The following is an 18,081-nucleotide window of genomic DNA, read 5'->3' as shown; positions in this document are numbered from 1 at the left end:
CACACATCCTCCTTTTTGTTCGTCATCCCAGCGGAAGCTGGGATCTCTCTTGGCACCTGCTCAAGAAGTCACCGCAGAGAGCTTCCAGCTTTCGCTGGAATGACTGCGGTGGGTACGTCCTGTGCTCACACAAAAAAGGGGGCGGCGATTGCTCGCCGCCCCCCGATTTTAAGCGAAGGTCCGAAGCTTAGAATTTGAGCTTGGCGCGCATGAAGAAGGAGCGGCCGAGCACGTCGTACAGCGTCGGGTAGGTGTTCGACTGTTCGCCATTGCCGCCATTCTGCTGGCTGGCAGCGAGCGGGGGCTTCTTGTCGAACAGGTTGCTGACACCCGCGGTGAGGGTGATGTTGTCGGTGGCTTCGACCTGACCGGTCAGGTCGATATAGTTCTGCGCCTTGAGGGTCTCCGAACCATAGAGGATGCTGGGATCGTCGTCGGTCGCCTTGCCGATGTAGCGCCACAGCAGCGACATCGTGACCGGGCCGGTATCCAGGGTGGTGCGGAAGGTGTGGCGCCATTTCGGCGTCGGGACGCCGCACTGGAGCACGCCGAACTTGCCCTGGCAGTCGACCAGGGTCGACGGGATGCCGACCACGGTCTGGATCGTCGACTTCGTCAGGTAGGAACCCTTGAGGTCGAATGCCAGCCGCGACTCTTCGCCGAAGAAGGTGGCGCCGAGCGGAACGGTATAGTCCACCTCAACGTCGATACCGGCGTTCAGCAGGCCGCCCGAGTTGGTGTAGAGATCGCTGAAGCTGTCGATCTCGCCGAACGAGTTGCGGCGGATGATGTCCGGACCACAATAAGCCTGGTTGAACGCGCTAAAGCAGAGATTGCCGATCGTCTGCGTACCGATGCCGGGCACGATGAAGTCGGTGATCTTGATGTGGTAATAATCGACCTTGGCGTGGAAGCGCGGCAGGAAGGTCGGCTGGAACACCACGCCGACGGTGTAGGTCTTGGCGGTTTCCTCCTTCAGGTTGGCGTTGCCGCCCAGGAAGGTCAGCGGATTGACGTTGTTGGGATCGCCGAGCGCGAGACGGGCCGGTGCCGGGCCGTCGAGGATTGCCGCGGGAACGCCCTGCGCAAGGCAGATGTCGCGCAGCGTGCCGGTCGGAGCCGCCGCCGTTGCGCAGCCATCGGCATTGCCGGCAAAGTTGACGGTGCTGCCCAAATAGAGCTCGTTAACGCTCGGGCCGCGGATCGCCTTCTGGTAATTCGCGCGGAACAGGATGTCCCTGATCGGCGCAAACTCGACGCCGCCGGCAAAGGTGAACACATTGCCCGGAGCGTTGGAGTAATGGGTTGCGCGAGCCGCACCGTTGAGCTCGAGGCTGTAGATGAAGCTGTCCTTGATCAGCGGGACGCGGATTTCTCCGAAGAACTCGCGGACGCTGTAGCGGCCCGAAGTCGCCTGGCCGGGGTTGAAGCCCGCCACATTGCCCGAGGACAGATACTGGTCCGGCGTGACCGAACCGCTCTCACTGCGCCATTCGACGCCGAACGCCACGCCAACGCCTCCGGCCCCAAAGTCGAACAAATTGCTGTTGGTGATCGACAGGTTGGCGACCTGGGTGACATATTGCTCGAGGTTGGTCGCGCCGATGCCGAGATAATCGATCGCACCCTGGCTCAGATTGCCCTGGCCGAAGATGTTCGCCGGAACGCAACCAGCGGCGCGCGCCGTGGCGTCACGGCACTGGAGGACGCCGCCCGGACCAAACTCGGTCGTCGTCGCCGCCAGGAAGTTGCTGATCGCGACGTTGCCGAGCTGGCGCTGCGAGTTCTTCGTGCGCGAATACATGTACGAGCCGTCATAGGAGAAGCCCGCCGCGATGTCGCCCTTCATGCCCGCCAAGACGCGGAAAGCGTTGCGCTCGTCGAAATTGGCGCGCGGCCCGAGCTGGGTAGTACGATAGTTGAAGTTTGACTGCACATAGCCGTCACCGTCGGTATCGAGCGAGGCCAATGCCGCACGGAAGGCCGGGGTGAAGAAGGGCGACTGCGTCTGCAGGGTCAGCGGGCCGATCACGCCTGCCGCGCTGGCGCCGTAAGGCGAGCCGTTGCTGATCGGCGTCGCTGCCAACTGGGCGGTAACCCGGTTGTTGACGAACTGCGCCTCCATATAGGGCGTGAAATGCTCGTTGATCTCATATTGCGCCATGCCCGAGACGAGGAAGCGCTCCTGCGGCACCTGCAGATAGTTGATCGGCGAGAAGTTGTAGCCGTTGGCGGCGACATAGCAGCGATTTGCGCCGGTATCGGTGAAGTCCTGGATGTCGCAGCCGAGGCCGGTGGCGGCGCCGAGGCCGGCGATGTTGACGCGGCCCTGCGGAACCGAAGGCGAACCGCCCGCGGCGAAGGGCGGCGTGCCGTCCTCAGCGTCGCTGAGCGCGTTGGTCGAGAAGGCGCGATCACCGGCGAAAGTGGGCTTGCGCTTGGTATATTCGGCGAACAGGGTGACGTTGCCGCGGCCTTCGTCGAAATTGGTGCCGATGGTGCCGTTTATGTCCCACACCTGGCCATCGCCGCGCGAGGTGACGTCATATTCGCTGTTGAGCTCGACGCCGCTGAAATCACGCTTCAGGATGAAGTTGACGACGCCGCCGATCGCGTCCGAACCATAAACCGCCGAGGCGCCGCCAGTCGTCACGTCGACCCGCTTGATCAGCGACGACGGAATGGTGTTGAGGTCGACGATCTGTTGAACGTCGTACGACATGTAGCGCTTGCCGTCGACGAGGACGAGGGTGCGTTGCGAACCGAGATTGCGCAGGTTGACCGTGGCGACGCCGCCGCCGGGGTTGTTCGAGGTCGACGACTGGGTAGCGGTGATCTGCGGAAGATCGTTCAGCACCTGCTCGACGTTTGCCGATCCGGCCTTCAGCTCGATGTCCTGCGTGCCGACGATCGAGATCGGGCTGTTCGCCGTCAGGTCGGGACGCGCGATGCGCGACCCGGTGACGATGATGACATTTTCGGATCCTTCATCGGGCGCCGCCTGCGCGAACGCTGGCGTCGAGCCCATGAGCAGGCTCAGCGCGATCGAACCCGCGCTTGCGCCAAGCCCGAAGCGGCCCATCTTCTTCATGTTGTTGGTCACTTTCCAGTCCCTTTTCTGGAGTGAGCGGGGGGAGATCTTCTACCCGTGCTCAACCTTCGAAAATGGCGCGGCGCTGGCACGCCGCCCTCCATTCCTTTCAGGCATGTCGGCAGATGTGCAAGAAATCCGATCAGACTGTAAAGCGGAGGTTAATCCCGCGGGCATCTTGCAACGCCGATGTCGCCTTTTTGCAACAGTCGCGAAATGTCATTGCTGTGACGCACCAAAAGATGGTTATATTGTTTCACACTCAGGAGAAACGCGGTGAATTATGTGCCCGTAACGACAATCTTCGCAGCGGCAGCGATGCTGTCGGCGACCGCGGCGGCGGCAGAAAAGCCACGCAACCGGCCCGAGCTGTTTAGCAAGGTGATAGACTGCCGATCCATTACGGATAATACCCAGCGTCTTGCCTGCTACGACCAGTCGGTCGGCGCGCTCGAAGCCGCGGAGCAGCGCAAGGACGTCGTGGTGGTCGACCGCGAGCAGATGCGCGAGACGCGCAAATCGCTGTTCGGCTTCACCCTGCCGAAAATAGGCCTGTTCGGCGGTGGCAGGGAAGAGGCCCAGGAAGATGTCAGCGAGATCCAGACCAGCATCGGCTCGGTGCGCCAGATCGCCAGCGATCGCTGGTCGCTCGTCCTGCCGGATGCCGGCACCTGGGAGACGATGACGCCGGTGAAGTACGAACCGCGGGCAGGCCAGAAGATCCGCATCTCGAAGGCGATGATGGGCAGCTATCTCGGTTCGTTCGGATCGAACAAGGGCGTCCGCTTCCGCCGGGTGGATTGAGCTAGATGTGAGCGTCCCGCCTTTGATATGAACCGCTCATCCTGAGTAGGGGCTGAGCTTGCCGAAGCCCCGTATCGAAGGACGTCCTTCGATACGCCATTTCGACTTCGCTCAATGCCTACTCAGGATGAGCGGGAAGTGCTTCAGATTAAGAGCGCGCGACTCTAGATCGAATATCCCAGCCGCTCCGCCCACGGCGCGAGCACCGGCAGCACCGGTTCGAGATGGCGGCGATACCGCTCCCAGCGATAGGCTGCCCGCGTGTAGATCGGCTCGCTCACCTGGGCGTAGCTTGCGGTGGCGATGTGGCTGCGGCGCGCGGCGCTGCCACGGTTGTCGAGCACTTCGTCGCGCCAGGCCAGGCCGAGGAAATCGAGCAGCGGCCGTATCTCGCCGGCGAGGTCATCGACCATGCGCTCGTAGCGGACATGATGGACGCGTATCGGCAGCAGTGCCTCGGCGCGCGTCCAGGCCTGCATCGCGAGGTCATATAGCCGCGCCGCACTGTCCAGTCCGTGGAACTGGACCATCGCGCGATTGACCTGGAACCGCGCCATGAAGCAGCTCAGCACCACATCGCAGGGGTGGCGCTCGGCCATGATGATGCGCGCATCGGGGAACAGCCGGTGGATCAGCGGCGCCCTTGCGAGGTGGAGCGGAAATTTATCGACGATGGTGCGGCCGTCGAGCGGCTGGATCGCTGCCGCTTCGGCGAAATAGGCTCGTCGCAGCCGCGCGGCCTCATCGCTCTGGAGCGTGGCAAGCCGGGCCGGATCGCCCAGCATCGCCTCGACCCGCTCGAGCATCGGCGCTTCTTCGAACACCTGCAGCTCGGCCAGGTTCATCAGCAGCGTGTCTAGCAGCGTCGTACCCGAACGCGGGAAGCCGAGGAGGAAGATCGGGGCGGGCGGATCGTCGGCAAGCGCGAGCGGAGTCCAGCGGGCGACCGCCTCCGGGGTGAGCCGCTCGACGACCTGCGCGACCTGCGCGGGAAAGTCCTGCGATCTCGCGAATGCCGATGCTGGCCCCAGCGCGGCGATGCGGTTCATCTCGGCAAAGGCGGCGAAGGCGCGATCGGTGTCGCCCAGACGGTCGCAGATCTCCCCGATCAGTTGCGCGTGGCGCGATGGCTCGGTGCCTGGAAAAGCCGCCTCGGCGCGGACCAGCGCTTCGGCGAAGCGGCCTTCGCGCTTGAGCAGCCATGCCTCGACGAAGGCGATCTCCGCGCCGTCGATGCCGGCTGTGTGCGCCTGCCCGACCAGCGCGCGCATGTCGCCGAGCCGGTTCAGCGTTTCGAGCAGCATGCCATATTCAAGATAGGCCGGCGCATGGCGGGGATCGACCTGCAGCGCCATGCGATAGGCGGCCTCGGCTGCGCCAAAATCCCCGACGGCGCCTTCGGCGAGGCCCAGCTCCACCAGCAGCGGCACGTCGCGCGGGAACAGCTTGGCCGCAGCTCGCAGTCCCGACTGACGCTCGCTATGCCGCACCCCCTGGGCCAGCGCCTTGGAACGATGGATGTGGAAGGCCGGTTCAGCGCGCAGCCTTATCGCCTGGTCGAATGCGTCGACCGCTCCACCGATATCGCCCGCCGCCGACAACAGCAGGCCGAGATTGTCCCAGCTTTCATAATCCTGCGGAAAGCCGGCGAGCACCCGGCGATAGCCGGTGATCGCCTGCTCGGCGCGGCCCTGCTGCTGGTCGACGAACGCGGTTATGCGAAGCAGCTGCGGCGCGGTGCCGACCGCGGCAACCCGGCGCGCGCCCTCGAGATCGCCGCTGTTGACCAGCGCGAAGGCGAGGCTGGCGCGGAGCTGCACGGCGTCGGGCGTCTCGCGCAGCGCCGCCTCAAGGTGCGGCACCGCGTCGCCATAGCGTCCGGCCTGCAGCGCGGCCATGCCGAGCAGCCCTTCCAGCGCGCCGCTGCGCACGCCGCTCGCCGCAATCCGACGGCCCAGCGCTTCAGCGCCGGCAAAGTCGCCGCGCTGGTACAGCGCATAGGCCTCGCGCAGTGCGTCAGCGCTCGCCATCGGAACCTATCGGGTCAGCCGCGGGTATCGGCCCCGCCAGCGGCGCCGGATCGATCCGCGCATCGCGCCACTTCATGCCCCAGTGGAGATGCGGCCCGGTCGCGCGCCCGGTCATGCCGATCGCGCCCAGCGGCTGGCCCTGGCGAACCGTCTGCCCCACCGTCACGTCGATCCGCGACAGATGGAGGAAGGCCGAGTTCAGGCCCATGCCATGGTCGATCATCAGCAGATTGCCCTCCAGCGTGAACGGGGCGGCCGCCGCGAGGATCACCACGCCGTCGGCCGGGGCGACGATCTGCGTTCCCGTCGGCCGTGCGACATCGACTCCCGTGTGGAAAGCGCCGGGTTCGCCGGCATAGATGCGCTGCGATCCGAACACGCCGCTGATCCTCCCGGTCACCGGCCAGATGAAGCGGCTGCGCCAGCCGGTGGCGCCGCTGTCGATCGCACGGGCGGCAGCGATCTGCTCGAGCTCGATCTTACGCTTGGCAAGGAACTCCGGGGTCGGCGTCGTGCCGCGCGGCAGGGTGGGCAGCGATTCGATCTGCCAGCTGCGCGGCGCAATGGTCAGCGTGCGGCGATGAATCGCGCCGTCGGCCAGCTGCGCCTCGAGCATGACCGTGGCCGTCTGGTCGCGATCGAAGGCGATCAGGAAGCGGCCGTCGGCCGCGAAGCCGATCGCCTTGCCATCGAGCAGCAGGGTGCGGGTGCCCGCAGGGACCGTCCCGAAGGCGAGCCCGCCCTGGATCAGCGCTCCCGATAGATGAAAATCGGCATTGTCGACCACGACCGGCGCGGCAGAGGGCGCGGGCGGCGGCGCAGGCGGGACGACGGTCGGGGTGCAGCCCGCTAGCAGCGATGCGATCAGCGCGGCACCCAGGCCGCACCGGCCTTCGTTCAAGCCTTCCGCTCCGCCTCGGTCGCTTCAGCCGCCCCGGCATAGGCCTCCTGCCGGGCCACGCTCCAGTAGCGCAGCTCGTCGAGCGGGATCGCAGCGCCCGATACCGCGCACAGCACATGATCACCCGGCACCAGCACGCGAAACCCGTTGGCGGTATAATCGAGCTTGGCGAGGCGGCCCGCGTTCATCAGCATCTTCGGCTCCTTCGCAACATATATGGGATCGGCCATCCCATCCTAGAGCATGATCGTTTGAGGTGGAAGCGCGTGGCGCTTCAGCCGAAAGCGTGAATCATGCTCTGTCAATGATTTGGGCCTTGGTCGAATCAGGCTGATTCAGCCTGATTCGACCAAGGTCTAGAAGAGGTCCTGCTGGCGCAGCGTCGCTTCCGGGTCCTTCGATTTCGCATAAGGCGGCTTGCCGCCATTCTCAACCCGCGCATCGACTGCGCCGTCGGCAAAGTGGAGGGTGAGCAGGCCCGCAGCCTTTGCGGCGCCCGCCTCGGTCAGCACGCCGCCGCCGCGTTTCTCGACGCGGACATAGCCACGCTGGAGCGGCTTGTCGGGATGGAGCTGTTCGGCGATCCGCCACAGTCGGTCGAGCGTGGCATGGGCCTCGTCGATCCGAGCCCTGATCGGCCGGTCGTTGAGCCGCACCGCACCGAGCCTGTCGCTGGCGCGCGCGAGACGCTGGGTCAGCAGCGCAGGGCGCAACGCCCCGGCTGCATGGGCGAGGTCCCCGCGCGCCACGGCGAGGCGGCGGTCGAGCGCGCGGGGCAGCCGGTCGGCGATGTCGTCGAGCCGCTGCTGCTGCCCTGCGAACAGGCTTTCGAGCGCCGGAAAGCGATCGGCCACCGCCGCGAAACGCTCGGCGGCCCGCTCGCGATAGCGCTGTGCCAGCCGCTCGGCGCGCGCGCCCAGCTCGCGGACGTGGTGGGCCAGATCGGCGCGCACCGGCACCGCCATCTCGGCGGCGGCGGTGGGGGTCGGCGCGCGACGGTCGGCGGCGAAGTCGGCCAGCGTGGTGTCGGTCTCATGGCCGACCGCCGAGATGACCGGAATCGGCGATTCGGCGATCGCGCGGACCACTTCTTCCTCGTTGAACGCCCAGAGATCCTCGATCGAGCCGCCGCCTCGCCCGACGATCAGCAGGTCGGGGCGGGGAACCGGCCCGAGTTCGCCCAGCGCGCCGAAGCCGCGCACCGCGCCGGCGATCTGGTGCGCCGCGGTTTCGCCCTGGACCGCGACCGGCCAGAGGATGACATGGGTAGGGCAGCGGTCCTCGAGCCGGTGGAGAATGTCGCGGATCACCGCGCCGGTGGGGGATGTCACCACGCCGATCACGCGCGGCATGAAGGGCAGCGGCCGCTTGCGCTCGTCGCTGAACAGGCCCTCGGCGGCGAGCATCCGGCGGCGCTGGTCGAGCAGCGCCATCAGCGCGCCCTGGCCGGCAAGTTCCATCCGGTCGATGACGATCTGATATTTGGAGCGACCGGGATAGGTGGTGAGCTTGCCGGTCGCGATCACCTCGATCCCGTCCTCCGGGCGAAAGCGCATGGCCGCGGCCTGGCCCTTCCAGATCACCCCGTCGATGCAGGCGCGCTCATCCTTGAGGCTCAGATAGCAATGGCCCGAGCTGTGCCGCTTGAACCCCGAAATCTCCCCGCGCACGCGGACATGGCCGAAGGCATCCTCGACCTGCCGCTTGAGCGCTCCCGATAATTCGGTGACGGTGAGCGCGGGTGCGTTGTCGCCCGGCTGCTCCTCGGCTAACAGGCGGGGCCCGTCGCTTGGGGCATCTCCGGGGAGAAGTTCGTTCATGATCGTCCTGCTGTTGGGATCGGGTGGCCGCGAACATGCGCTGGCCTGGAAGCTCGCGCAATCCGAACGCCTTACCAAGCTCTACGCCGCACCCGGCAATCCCGGCATAGCCCAGTGCGCCGAATGCGTCGATCTCGATCCGACCCATATCGATTCGGTGCTGGCCTTTGCGCGCGACGAGAATGTCGGGCTGGTCGTGATCGGGCCGGAGGCACCGCTCGTCGCGGGGCTCGCGGATCTGCTGCGCGAGAATGGCATCCTCACCTTCGGGCCGAGCAAGGCCGCGGCCCAGCTCGAGGGCTCGAAGGGCTTCACCAAGGATCTCTGTCGGCGCGAGCATATCCCGACCGCGGCCTATGGCCGCTTCACCAGCGCCGGCTCGGCCAAGTCGGCGCTCGACAGCTTCGGCCTGCCGGTGGTGATCAAGGCCGACGGTCTTGCGGCGGGCAAGGGCGTGGTGATCGCCGAAAGCCGCTACCAGGCCGAGGAGGCGATCGACGACATGTTCGGTGGCAGCTTCGGGACCGCCGGCGCGGAGGTGGTGGTCGAGGAGTTCCTCACCGGCGAGGAGGCGAGCTTCTTCGCGCTGACCGATGGCACCACGGTGGTGCCGTTCGGTTCGGCGCAGGATCACAAGCGCGTCGGTGACGGCGATGTCGGGCCGAACACGGGCGGCATGGGCGCCTATAGCCCCGCGCCGGTGCTGACCCCCGAGCTCGAGGCACGGGCCATGCAGGAGATCGTCGAGCCCACCGTGCGCGCGATGGCGGCGATGGGAACACCCTATTCGGGCGTGCTCTATGCGGGCCTGATGCTGACCGAGAGCGGCCCGAAGCTGATCGAATATAATGCGCGTTTCGGCGATCCCGAATGCCAGGTGCTGATGCTCCGCCTCGAGGAGGACCTGATCACGCTGCTGCTCGCGATCGCGGAGGGGCGGCTGGCGGACCTGCCGCGCCCGAGCTTCTCGCCCAATACCGCGCTGACGGTGGTGATGGCGGCGAGCGGTTATCCGGGCACGCCGGCCAAGGGTGGCGCGATCCGCAACATCGTCGAGGCGGAGGCCAAGGGTGCCAAGGTCTTCCACGCCGGCACGGCCGAGGGACCGGCGGGGCTCGTCGCCAATGGCGGGCGGGTGCTCAATGTCACTGCGCTGGGCAAGGATATCGGCGAAGCACGCGATACGGCCTATGCCGCGGTCGATGCGCTCGATTTCCCGAGCGGATTCTGCCGGCGTGACATCGGCTGGCGTGAATTGGCACGGCAGCGGAACGCTTGAAGCATTCCCGCATTGGATAAGAAGATCAGAGTGAGAAGGACGGGGAATGTCTAACACCACCCTCATCATTGCCGCCATCATCGCGCTATTCGCGGTCGTCGGGCTGTTCGTGCTGGTGCGCAAGCCGACCCAGCGGGTGTCGCTGTCGGAAAGCGCGCCACTGCCCCGGACGCCGCCGCCCGCAGCGCCGGCCCGCCCGGCCGAGCGGCACGGCCTGACCGATAGTGCTGCCGCCGCGGTGCTCGACGTCTCGGGCCAGATGATCGGCATCGATGCCCATCCCGACCAGCCGGCCGACGACCTCACCCGGATCAAGGGGCTGGGGCCGAAGGCCCAGGCGGTGCTGAACGGCATCGGCATCCGCAACTATGCCCAGCTCGCCGATCTTGACCCCGCTCAGGCGGCCGAGGTCGACGCCCGGCTCGGCGCGTTCAAGGGCCGCATCTTCCGCGACCGCTGGATCGACCAGGCGCGCTATCTGGAAAATGACGACAAGGCGGGTTTCGAGGCCGAGTTCGGGAAGCTGGGGTAGGCGGTGGGCTTAAACCGGACTGACCGGAAGCGACCAATCCTCGTCATTTAGCACCGGATCGGATCGAACGGCCGCACCCGACCCATTTGCGGACAGTCGTTCTGTTGATAGTCTCCCTTATGGATGGCGGCTATCAGTCGAATAATTCACTGGGCGGTAAGTGGGGCTGTGGTTTGGCGACGTTAGTGGGTCTCCCACTAATCAGCCTTGCTATCGTCGTGAGCGCCCTCGGGGATTGCGCTCCAGACACGCCGTGTAATCACGATCTTGATTGGCTACTGATATTGACCGCGCTTGCCATCGCAGCCACGGTTGGTTTCGGTAGCCGCGCACTTATCAACTGGATAATCCGCCGCCGCTCTCACGGCAGCTAGCCACCCCTTCGCGGTCATCCCTGTCCAGAACGGATCTTGTGGCGGCTGCCGACCCCATCGCGGTCGTTCCGAAGTCGGGCGTGAACCCCTAAAGCCGTCATTCGTTCAATGCGCCCGTTGCAAGATGGCCCTTCCACGGATACCCGATGCAGCAATATAGATAAGTCAGGGCAACGATGCATCCTTGGTATAGCTTTGCGCGACAGTTCAGACTGCTGTTGTTGGGGGCAATCCTAATATGGATATTCCTCGGCCATCTCTATGTGGGCCTGCTCGGGAATGCGATTTTCGTCTTGGCAATTCCCCTAACTGGCTTGCTGGTGGTGCGACTAATGCGGTGCCAGAACTGCGGGGTCAGCCTCTTTTATGTGCGCGACACGGGCAATAATCAGGCGTTCCGGCTTAACAAATGGTTCGACGCTCATGTAAACCGTCGTCTTGAGCCTAGCCCGATTTGCGAGAACTGCGATAATCAGAATGGGTGGTGACGACCGGAACTGTACGTAGAGTTTTGAGCAGAGGTCCGGAAGAGGCGGAAGCTCCTGTCCTCGGCATTCTGAACCATGTCCGTTTCAGCGCTTCCGCGTTCCGAAGCGGACCGTCGCAAATCCACCCCTTCCGGACGTTCCCGTTCTATGGTTCGCCCTAGCGCGTCGGTGCCGTGTGCCCTCATTCCAGGTTCACGATGGCCGGGTCTTCGGCAGCTTCCCGGCAGGGTCAAACACCTCTACCCGGTGCGGCAGCGCAGGCCCCCAGCGCCACAGCACAAGGTTCTGGTCGTCCGCCGTCGCGCCGTTGGCGAAGCTCGGGACCAGGATGCCGGCGCAGCCATCCGCCAATAGCCGCCGTACCACGCCCCAGGATGCGGGATCTCGCCGCGCGATCAGCGCATCGCCCCACGCACAGCACAGGTCGCTCAGTGCAACGCCCAGCGCCGCCCGGTCCGCATCGGTCCTCAGATCGATGATGTCCGCGCAGTCGACGTCGTAGCTGCACAGCACATAGGGCGTCAGCCGGTGCGCGAAACCACCGGATACCTCGCGGAACACGGTGGTGAAGTTGAGCGAGAGATACAGCGTGTCCAATCCCGGCCAGTTGAACCGGCGGCCCTTGAGAGCGGCACCGGCACCCGACAGCGGGCTCCAGGCCCAGTTGGGATCATGCGCCCGGAAGCACTCGCCTTTGAACCTCAAGCGTATCCGCCGGTCGCCAGGTGATCGACATAGTCCCGCACCGCTGTCGCGTTGCCGGACTTCACCAGCGCTTCGGCGGTTCGGCCGCCGAACGCCGGGATGGGCTCGGCGCGATACCAGGCCATGGCCTGGGCCGCGCCACCGGCCCAGGCCTGGACGAGGTTGATGATCTCAAGCATTTCGCGGACCCGACCCTGGGCCTTGGGACCGTCGCGGCGGCTCGCTTTCTGGAACACTTCGCGGGCGAGGCCGGCGGTGTCGGCGAGTTGCGCCTTGGACATGCTGAAGGCTTCGGCCACGTCATCGACCTTCACCGCGCCGCGATCATCCATCAGGCTGGTGATCGAGAAACGCACGGCGGCGGTGGGCTTCTTGGCTGCTTGCGTCATCTGCCGCTCCTTTGGCCGATATTACGGACAATATGTAGGCGGATGGCTCTGGATGCAAGGCGCCGCAGCGTCACCCCATCCCCTTCAGCGCGGCGAATTTCTTCACGGCCGCGGCCGCGCCTTCCGGATCGTTCCACACCGCACCCGACACCGCCAGGAAATCCGCCCCTGCCGCGATCAGCGGCGCGGCGTTGCCGGGCGTGATGCCGCCGATGGCGACGCAGGGCAGCTCGAACAGCGTCGACCACCAGCCGAGGATCGAGAGCTCGGGCCGGTGCTCGGTTTCCTTGGTGGTCGTGGGGTAGAAGGCGCCGAAGGCGACATAGTCGGCGCCGGATTCGCCGGCCTCCATCGCGAGATGGCGGCTGTCATGGCAGGTGACGCCGATCTGCGCGTCGGGGCCCAGCACCTCGCGGGCTTCGCGCGGGTCGCCGTCATCCTGGCCGAGGTGGACGCCATCGGCGCCGAGCCGCTTGGCCAGGCCGATCGAATCGTTGACGATGAACGCCACCTCGCGCGAGGCGCAGACTGCCTGGAGCGGCCCGGCCAGTTCGGCGATGCGGTGGTCGTCGATGCCCTTGAGGCGCAGCTGGAACGCCGCGACCGGCCCCGCATCGAGCGTGGCCGCCAGCGTCTCGGCAAAGCCCATGTCGATCGCCGGCGGCGAGATCAGGTAGAGCTTGCACGCGCCGCGGCGCTCGTCGCGCTCGAAGCGGTCGGCGAAGTGGGGGTCGAGCGAGAGGGACTCGCTGTCGTCATCGAAATCATCGTTCATGCGAGCCCTCTAGCCCAATATCGGCGTTGACCGCCATATGATCCGGATCGGCTGCTCTGGCTGGAACTATCGCCACTGGCGGGGCCGCTTCTATCCCGAGGGTGTGCCGGCCAGGCGCTGGTACGCCCATTATGCCGCGCAGTTCGACACGGTCGAGATCAACAACAGCTTCTACCGGCTGCCAAAGCCCGAAACCTTCGCCGCCTGGGCCGACGCGGCGCCGCCGGGCTTCTGCTATGCGGTCAAGGCGCCGCGCTTCATCACCCATATGCGCAAGCTCAAGGATGCTGGCGAATCGGTGGCGCGGTTTCTCGATCATGCCCGCCATCTCGGCGCCACGCTGGGCCCGATCCTCTACCAGCTGCCGCCGCGCTGGCATGCAAATGCGGAGCGGCTCGCGGCGTTTCTCGTGCTGCTGCCGCGCGACCTGGCCCATGTTTTCGAGTTTCGCGACCGGAGTTGGATGAGCGAGGAGATATTGGCGCTGCTCGATGGCGCCGGTGCCGGCTTTTGCGTGCACGACATGGCCGGGCTGGCAACCGAGCGCTGGGCTTCGGGGCGGATCGCCTATGTCCGCTTCCACGGCGCCGGCGGCAAATATGCCGGGCGCTACGAACCGGCCGCCCTTGCCGACTGGGCGCGCTGGATGCGCGCGCAGGAGGCGGAGGGCCGGACGGTCTGGGGCTATTTCAACAACGACATCGACGCCCATGCGATCGCCGATGCGCTGGCGATGAAGGCCCTGATCGGTCCCTCCCCCTGAGGTGCCGAGGTTCGTATGAAGAGATCATTTGAAAACAGGACTTACCCCAAGCCCGTCATTCCAGCGAAAGCTGGAATCTCTCTGCGCTGACCTGTTGAGCAAAGTGCCAAGAGAGATCCCAGCTTTCGCTGAGATGACGAACAAGAGGAAAATATGTGAGGCCGTAGCCCGTGAGAGGCGGGCCTAGAGAAATCAGCCGACCTTCTTCGTCGATGCCGTGTAGATCTCGCCGATCGCGCCGCCCAGCGAGGCGTCGAACTCGGCCGGGGTCATCTGGTGGCGAAGATCCTCGAGCAGGGCGCGGCTGAAGCTGGCGATGATGCCGCGATTCTTGGCGAGCTCGGCGCAGGCTTCGGGGCGCGCATAGCCACCCGACAGCGCGACCACGCGCAGCACGCGGGGATGGTCCACCAGCGGATCGAACAGGCCGGGCTTCGCCGGCAGCGACAGCTTCAGCATCACCTTGTCGTCGCCCGGCAGCGCATCGAGCGCCTTGAGCAGCTCCTCCAGCAGGATCTGGTCGGCCTCGGCACGCTCGGGGCTCTTGATGTTCTGCTCGGGCTCCAGCATCGGCATCAGCCCGGCGGCGAGCACCTGCCGGCCGATTTCGAACTGCTGCTTGACGATCGCGGCGATGCCCTCGCGGTTGGCGAGGTTGATCACCGAGCGCTCCTTGGTGCCGAACACGCCGAGCTTCTTCGAACGGCTGAGCAGCGCGTCGAGCTCGGGCATCGGTTTCATCAGCTGGACGCCGTTCTTCTCGTCCTCGAGACCCTTGTCGATCTTGATGAAGGGCACCACGCCGCGCTCGATCAGCGCCTGCGGCACCGGCTTGCCATCGGCCTGGCCGTCCATCGTCCGCTCGAACAGGATCGCGCCGATCACCTTGTCGCCGGTAAAGGCGGGCGAGGTGATGATGCGGGTGCGCATCTGGTGGATCAGGCCGTACATTTCTTCTTCGCTCGACCAGGCGCCTTCCTCGATTCCATAGCCCTTGAGCGCCTTCGGCGTGGAACCGCCGCTCTGGTCGAGCGCGGCGATGAAGCCGTTTCCGTCGGCGATCTTCTTGGTCATGTCCTGGTTGAGCATGTGGGATATTCTCCAATTGGGGTGGGCTTGAAAGTTATGGGCCAGCTCAGGCCGGTCGGCGAAAGGCAGTCAGGTTGATGGCGATCGAGACACGCTCGCGGCCGCCGAGATAGGGCTTCACGCCATGGCGCAGCCAGCCGGGAAACATCAGCAGCCGGCCCGAGGCCGGGCGGAACAGCTGCTCCGGCTCGGCGATCGTCGAATCCGGGCGCGGGCGAAAGCGCAGGTCGGGGCCTTCCATCAGCAGCATCGGCATGCGCGGATCCTCGATGATCAATTCACCGCCCAGCCGCCGGTCGCTCGATCCGGCATAGCCGTCGTCGACATAATAGACCGCGGACCAAAAGGCGCCCGCATGGCAGTGGAACTGGTTGGAGGCGCCGCGCGGCGAGATATTGGCCCACATCTCGGGAAGCCAGGCGAAGCGCGGCGCATCGGGCGAGACGATGTCGATGCTGTGCTCGTCGGCGACGCCGACGACATGCTCGACAAGCGCGCGGGCCGCCGCGCCGCCCCAGTCGAGCATGTCGATATCGCTATGCCAGCCGAGCTGATTCGAGCGGGTGACGCCGGCGGGATGGCTGGCGCGGCGGGCGCGGATCGCCGAGAGCAACCCGGCATTCAGCGCCGCAGCGTCGGGCAGCGAATCGACGATGACCGGCGTCTCGAACAGGGCTTCGATCACCGGGCCCATCAGGCGACCAATCCGGTCACAAGGTTGATCGCGATCGATATCCGCGTGCCGGGCCCCTCGAACGGGCGCACGCTATGCGACAGCCAGGAGGGAAAGATCACGATCCGCCCCTCGGCGGGCCGCATCCAGACCTCGTGATGATCGCCGCTGCCGTCGGGACGTCGGTAGCGCAGGTCGGGCGTGCGCATCCGCACCATCGGAAAGCGCGGGTCGAGGAAGACGAGCTGGCCGCCGAGCGCGGGATCGTCGGACCCTCCATAGCCGTCGTCGACATAATAGACCGCCGACCAATAGGCGCCCGGATGGCTGTGGGTCTGGTTCGACGCGCCCCGCTCGGAGACGTTGGCCCACATCTCGGCTGACCAGGCGAAGCGGCGCGCGGGGCCGGTCTGCCCCTTGTCGAAGGTGATCCCGTCGGCGCGGCGGGTGACATAGTCGCTCAGCGCACGGGCCGCATCGCCGCCCCAGCGGGTCATATCGTTGCCAGACTGCCACCCCAATATGTTCGACAGCGATACGCCAGGATCGCTGGCGCGGCGCTCGACGATGGCGGCGCGCAGCGCCTGGTTGAAGCGGGCGGCCTCCGGCCATGACTCGGCGATCACCGGCGTCGCGAACAGCCCGACGGCTCGCGATGTCGAGGCCGCCGGCATCTGTTTCAGGCCTCCAGCGCCTTGACCCCTGGCAGCTCGCGGCCCTCCATCCATTCCAGGAAGGCGCCGCCCGCGGTCGAGACGAAGCTGAAGTCGGCGGCGGCGGCGGCATGGTTGAGCGCCGCGACGGTATCGCCTCCGCCCGCGACCGAGACCAGCGAACCGCCCTTGGTGAGCGCCGCGGCGGTCCGCGCGAGCGCGACGGTGGCGGTGTCGAAGGGCGGTATCTCGAACGCGCCCATCGGACCGTTCCAGACCAGCGTCTTGCAGGTCTTCAGCGCATCGCCAAGTGCCTCGACCGCGGCCGGCCCGACATCGAGGATCATCTCGTCGGCGGCGACATCGTGGACGTTGACGGTGCGGGTTGGCGGATTGGCCTTGAACTCCTTCGCCACCACCACGTCATAGGGTAGGTGGACGGTGCAGTCGGCCTTGTCGGCGGCGTCGAGGATCTCGAGCACGGTATCCTTCAGATCATGCTCGCACAGCGACTTGCCGACATCGACGCCGCGCGCGGCGAGGAAGGTGTTGGCCATGCCGCCGCCGATGATCAGGTGATCGACGCGCGCGACGAGATGCTTGAGCACGTCGAGCTTGGTCGACACCTTGGCGCCGCCGACCACCGCTGCGACCGGGTGCTCGGGCTTGCCGAGTGCCTTTTCGAGCGCCTCCAGCTCGGCCTGCATCGAACGGCCGGCATAAGCGGGCAGCAGATGGGCGAGGGCCTCGGTCGAGACATGGGCGCGGTGCGCCGCCGAGAAGGCGTCGTTCACATAGAGGTCGCCGAGCTTCGCCATCGCCGTGGCGAGTGCGGGGTCATTCTTCTCCTCGCCCTTGTGGAACCGGGTGTTCTCGAGCAGCGCGATGGTGCCGGGTTCGAGCTGCGCGACCGCCGCCTCGGCCTGTTCGCCGCAGCAGTCGCCGATGAAGCGCACGTCGCGGCCGAGCACGGCGCGGAAGGCGTTGGTGACGAGCGCAAGGCTCATATCCGGATTGCGCTCGCCCTTCGGCCGGCCGAAATGCGCGAGCACCAGCACGATCGCGCCCTTGTCCGCGAGTTCCGCCACGGTCGGTGCCGCCGAGCGGAGCCGGGTGTCGTCGGTGACCCGGCCATCCTCCATCGGCACGTTCAGATCCTCGCGGACCAGCACGCGCTTGCCGCGCACATCGCCTATGTCGTCGAGCGTCCTGAAAGCCATGTTACCGTCCCATCATCTGTTTGTTCGGTCGCATCGAAGCACGAAACCAAGTCGCCGAGCGCGATATCGCCGCCCTCGATCACCCGCGCCGTCCGGCCTCCGCGCCAGTCCGGCATCAGCGCCAGCAACAGGCCGTCCGCCACCGCATCCATCCGCCGGCACGGATCACATTCGCCGGTGATTTCCACCAGCACCTTCCCCACCTTCAGGCGCGTGCCGGGTTCGCGCGGCAGGATGATGCCCTCGATCAGAAGATTGGCGCGCCGCTGTTCCCACGACACCGGCTCGCCCAGTTCCGCCAGCGCCGCCATCCAGTCCTCGGCGGCCATGATCGTGATCTGCCGCCGGTTGATCTTGCCGGGCCGCATCGCGCCGCGATAGTCGCCGGCTATGCCGGTCTCGATCCCGACCATGGCATGATCGAGCGTCTCCATCTCCCCGCGCGGACGCCCCTTGCGAGCGATACCGATCAGGCGGCCCGGCATCAGCGCGCGG

Annotated in this window: 17 protein-coding genes; 4 read left to right on the top strand and 13 right to left on the bottom strand. The window is 66.1% G+C overall.

What is annotated here, in order from left to right; genetic code table 11:
- Positions 1-187 precede the first annotated feature (187 nt).
- Positions 188-3,103, bottom strand: coding sequence for a TonB-dependent receptor domain-containing protein (locus tag AC1DPF_RS06865; RefSeq protein WP_477960347.1), 2,916 nt, complete (start codon positions 3,101-3,103; stop codon positions 188-190).
- Positions 3,104-3,367: 264 nt separating this feature from the next.
- Here AC1DPF_RS06865 and AC1DPF_RS06860 point away from each other — a divergent pair, with 264 nt between their 5' ends.
- The gene (locus tag AC1DPF_RS06860; protein ID WP_477960345.1) at positions 3,368-3,895 is read left to right on the top strand and encodes a hypothetical protein; all 528 of its coding nucleotides are present in this window, start codon (positions 3,368-3,370) and stop codon (positions 3,893-3,895) included.
- Between the two features lie 164 nt (positions 3,896-4,059).
- Here AC1DPF_RS06860 and AC1DPF_RS06855 read toward each other — a convergent pair whose 3' ends face one another.
- The 4 genes from AC1DPF_RS06855 to xseA all read right to left on the bottom strand — a co-directional run bounded on the left by AC1DPF_RS06855 (position 4,060) and on the right by xseA (position 8,646).
- Positions 4,060-5,925: a tetratricopeptide repeat-containing sulfotransferase family protein gene (locus AC1DPF_RS06855; RefSeq protein ID WP_477960343.1), complete on the bottom strand. Its 1,866-nt coding sequence runs from the start codon at positions 5,923-5,925 to the stop codon at positions 4,060-4,062.
- The gene (locus AC1DPF_RS06850) at positions 5,912-6,826 is read right to left on the bottom strand and encodes a M23 family metallopeptidase (protein WP_477960341.1); all 915 of its coding nucleotides are present in this window, start codon (positions 6,824-6,826) and stop codon (positions 5,912-5,914) included. Before AC1DPF_RS06850 ends, AC1DPF_RS06855 begins: the two co-directional genes overlap by 14 nt.
- The gene (locus AC1DPF_RS06845; protein ID WP_477869246.1) at positions 6,823-7,020 is read right to left on the bottom strand and encodes a DUF2093 domain-containing protein; all 198 of its coding nucleotides are present in this window, start codon (positions 7,018-7,020) and stop codon (positions 6,823-6,825) included. The genes AC1DPF_RS06850 and AC1DPF_RS06845 overlap by 4 nt, the downstream gene beginning before the upstream one ends.
- Positions 7,021-7,182: 162 nt before the next feature.
- Positions 7,183-8,646: an exodeoxyribonuclease VII large subunit gene (xseA, locus tag AC1DPF_RS06840; RefSeq protein WP_477960339.1), complete on the bottom strand. Its 1,464-nt coding sequence runs from the start codon at positions 8,644-8,646 to the stop codon at positions 7,183-7,185.
- Here xseA and purD point away from each other — a divergent pair.
- Together purD and AC1DPF_RS06830 are read left to right on the top strand one after the other, a co-directional pair.
- Entirely contained in the window at positions 8,645-9,925 is a 1,281-nt protein-coding gene (purD, locus tag AC1DPF_RS06835) for a phosphoribosylamine--glycine ligase (protein ID WP_477868364.1), read from the top strand. The two genes, xseA and purD, sit on opposite strands and share 2 nt — an antisense overlap.
- A 46-nt stretch (positions 9,926-9,971) precedes the next feature.
- A complete protein-coding gene (locus AC1DPF_RS06830; RefSeq protein WP_477868366.1) occupies positions 9,972-10,457 on the top strand; it encodes a hypothetical protein in 486 nt (161 codons plus the stop codon).
- 1,054 nt (positions 10,458-11,511) lie between these two features.
- Here the strand turns inward: AC1DPF_RS06830 and AC1DPF_RS06825 are convergent.
- From AC1DPF_RS06825 to thiE, 3 genes are all read right to left on the bottom strand, one after another.
- Entirely contained in the window at positions 11,512-12,024 is a 513-nt protein-coding gene (locus tag AC1DPF_RS06825) for an RES family NAD+ phosphorylase (RefSeq protein WP_477868368.1), read from the bottom strand.
- Positions 12,021-12,413, bottom strand: a complete 393-nt coding sequence (locus AC1DPF_RS06820; RefSeq protein ID WP_477868370.1) for an antitoxin Xre/MbcA/ParS toxin-binding domain-containing protein — start codon at positions 12,411-12,413, stop codon at positions 12,021-12,023. The genes AC1DPF_RS06825 and AC1DPF_RS06820 overlap by 4 nt, the downstream gene beginning before the upstream one ends.
- Before the next feature lie 70 nt (positions 12,414-12,483).
- Complete coding sequence (gene thiE / locus AC1DPF_RS06815) at positions 12,484-13,188, bottom strand: thiamine phosphate synthase (RefSeq protein ID WP_477868372.1); 705 nt, start codon at positions 13,186-13,188, stop codon at positions 12,484-12,486.
- A gap of 37 nt (positions 13,189-13,225) precedes the next feature.
- Between thiE and AC1DPF_RS06810 the strand changes: the two genes are divergently transcribed.
- Entirely contained in the window at positions 13,226-13,951 is a 726-nt protein-coding gene (locus tag AC1DPF_RS06810; RefSeq protein ID WP_477868374.1) for a DUF72 domain-containing protein, read from the top strand.
- A gap of 192 nt (positions 13,952-14,143) precedes the next feature.
- On the opposite strand, the gene AC1DPF_RS06805 is transcribed toward AC1DPF_RS06810, so the two are convergent.
- From AC1DPF_RS06805 to AC1DPF_RS06785, 5 genes are read right to left on the bottom strand one after another with little or no spacing between them, the layout of a single operon-like run.
- Entirely contained in the window at positions 14,144-15,040 is an 897-nt protein-coding gene (locus AC1DPF_RS06805) for a fructose bisphosphate aldolase (RefSeq protein WP_477868376.1), read from the bottom strand.
- 46 nt (positions 15,041-15,086) lie between these two features.
- The gene (locus AC1DPF_RS06800) at positions 15,087-15,734 is read right to left on the bottom strand and encodes a TIGR02466 family protein (protein ID WP_477868378.1); all 648 of its coding nucleotides are present in this window, start codon (positions 15,732-15,734) and stop codon (positions 15,087-15,089) included.
- On the bottom strand, positions 15,734-16,387 hold the full coding sequence (locus tag AC1DPF_RS06795) for a 2OG-Fe(II) oxygenase family protein (RefSeq protein WP_477868380.1): 654 nt from the start codon (positions 16,385-16,387) through the stop codon (positions 15,734-15,736). Before AC1DPF_RS06795 ends, AC1DPF_RS06800 begins: the two co-directional genes overlap by 1 nt.
- Before the next feature lie 5 nt (positions 16,388-16,392).
- Complete coding sequence (locus tag AC1DPF_RS06790) at positions 16,393-17,586, bottom strand: phosphoglycerate kinase (RefSeq protein ID WP_477868382.1); 1,194 nt, start codon at positions 17,584-17,586, stop codon at positions 16,393-16,395.
- A complete protein-coding gene (locus AC1DPF_RS06785; protein ID WP_477868384.1) occupies positions 17,559-18,071 on the bottom strand; it encodes an MOSC domain-containing protein in 513 nt (170 codons plus the stop codon). The genes AC1DPF_RS06790 and AC1DPF_RS06785 overlap by 28 nt, the downstream gene beginning before the upstream one ends.
- Positions 18,072-18,081: the final 10 nt, after the last annotated feature.

This window comes from Rhizorhabdus sp. P4_G6 (assembly GCF_056401045.1).
Note: the sequence above shows the minus strand (reverse complement) of the source record. Positions and strands in the feature narration are given on the sequence as shown.

Excerpts from the sequence above, each read along its gene's own strand:
- AC1DPF_RS06855 (WP_477960343.1), bottom strand. The coding sequence starts at position 5,925 with ATGGCGAGCGCTGACGCACTGCGCGAGGCCTATGCGCTGTACCAGCGC.
- AC1DPF_RS06845 (WP_477869246.1), bottom strand. The coding sequence starts at position 7,020 with ATGCTGATGAACGCGGGCCGCCTCGCCAAGCTCGATTATACCGCCAAC.
- purD (WP_477868364.1), top strand. The coding sequence starts at position 8,645 with ATGATCGTCCTGCTGTTGGGATCGGGTGGCCGCGAACATGCGCTGGCC.
- xseA (WP_477960339.1), bottom strand. The coding sequence starts at position 8,646 with ATGAACGAACTTCTCCCCGGAGATGCCCCAAGCGACGGGCCCCGCCTG.
- AC1DPF_RS06830 (WP_477868366.1), top strand. The coding sequence starts at position 9,972 with ATGTCTAACACCACCCTCATCATTGCCGCCATCATCGCGCTATTCGCG.
- AC1DPF_RS06820 (WP_477868370.1), bottom strand. The coding sequence starts at position 12,413 with ATGACGCAAGCAGCCAAGAAGCCCACCGCCGCCGTGCGTTTCTCGATC.
- thiE (WP_477868372.1), bottom strand. The coding sequence starts at position 13,188 with ATGAACGATGATTTCGATGACGACAGCGAGTCCCTCTCGCTCGACCCC.
- AC1DPF_RS06810 (WP_477868374.1), top strand. The coding sequence starts at position 13,226 with ATGATCCGGATCGGCTGCTCTGGCTGGAACTATCGCCACTGGCGGGGC.
- AC1DPF_RS06805 (WP_477868376.1), bottom strand. The coding sequence starts at position 15,040 with ATGCTCAACCAGGACATGACCAAGAAGATCGCCGACGGAAACGGCTTC.
- AC1DPF_RS06800 (WP_477868378.1), bottom strand. The coding sequence starts at position 15,734 with ATGGGCCCGGTGATCGAAGCCCTGTTCGAGACGCCGGTCATCGTCGAT.
- AC1DPF_RS06795 (WP_477868380.1), bottom strand. The coding sequence starts at position 16,387 with ATGCCGGCGGCCTCGACATCGCGAGCCGTCGGGCTGTTCGCGACGCCG.
- AC1DPF_RS06790 (WP_477868382.1), bottom strand. The coding sequence starts at position 17,586 with ATGGCTTTCAGGACGCTCGACGACATAGGCGATGTGCGCGGCAAGCGC.
- AC1DPF_RS06785 (WP_477868384.1), bottom strand. The coding sequence starts at position 18,071 with ATGCCGGGCCGCCTGATCGGTATCGCTCGCAAGGGGCGTCCGCGCGGG.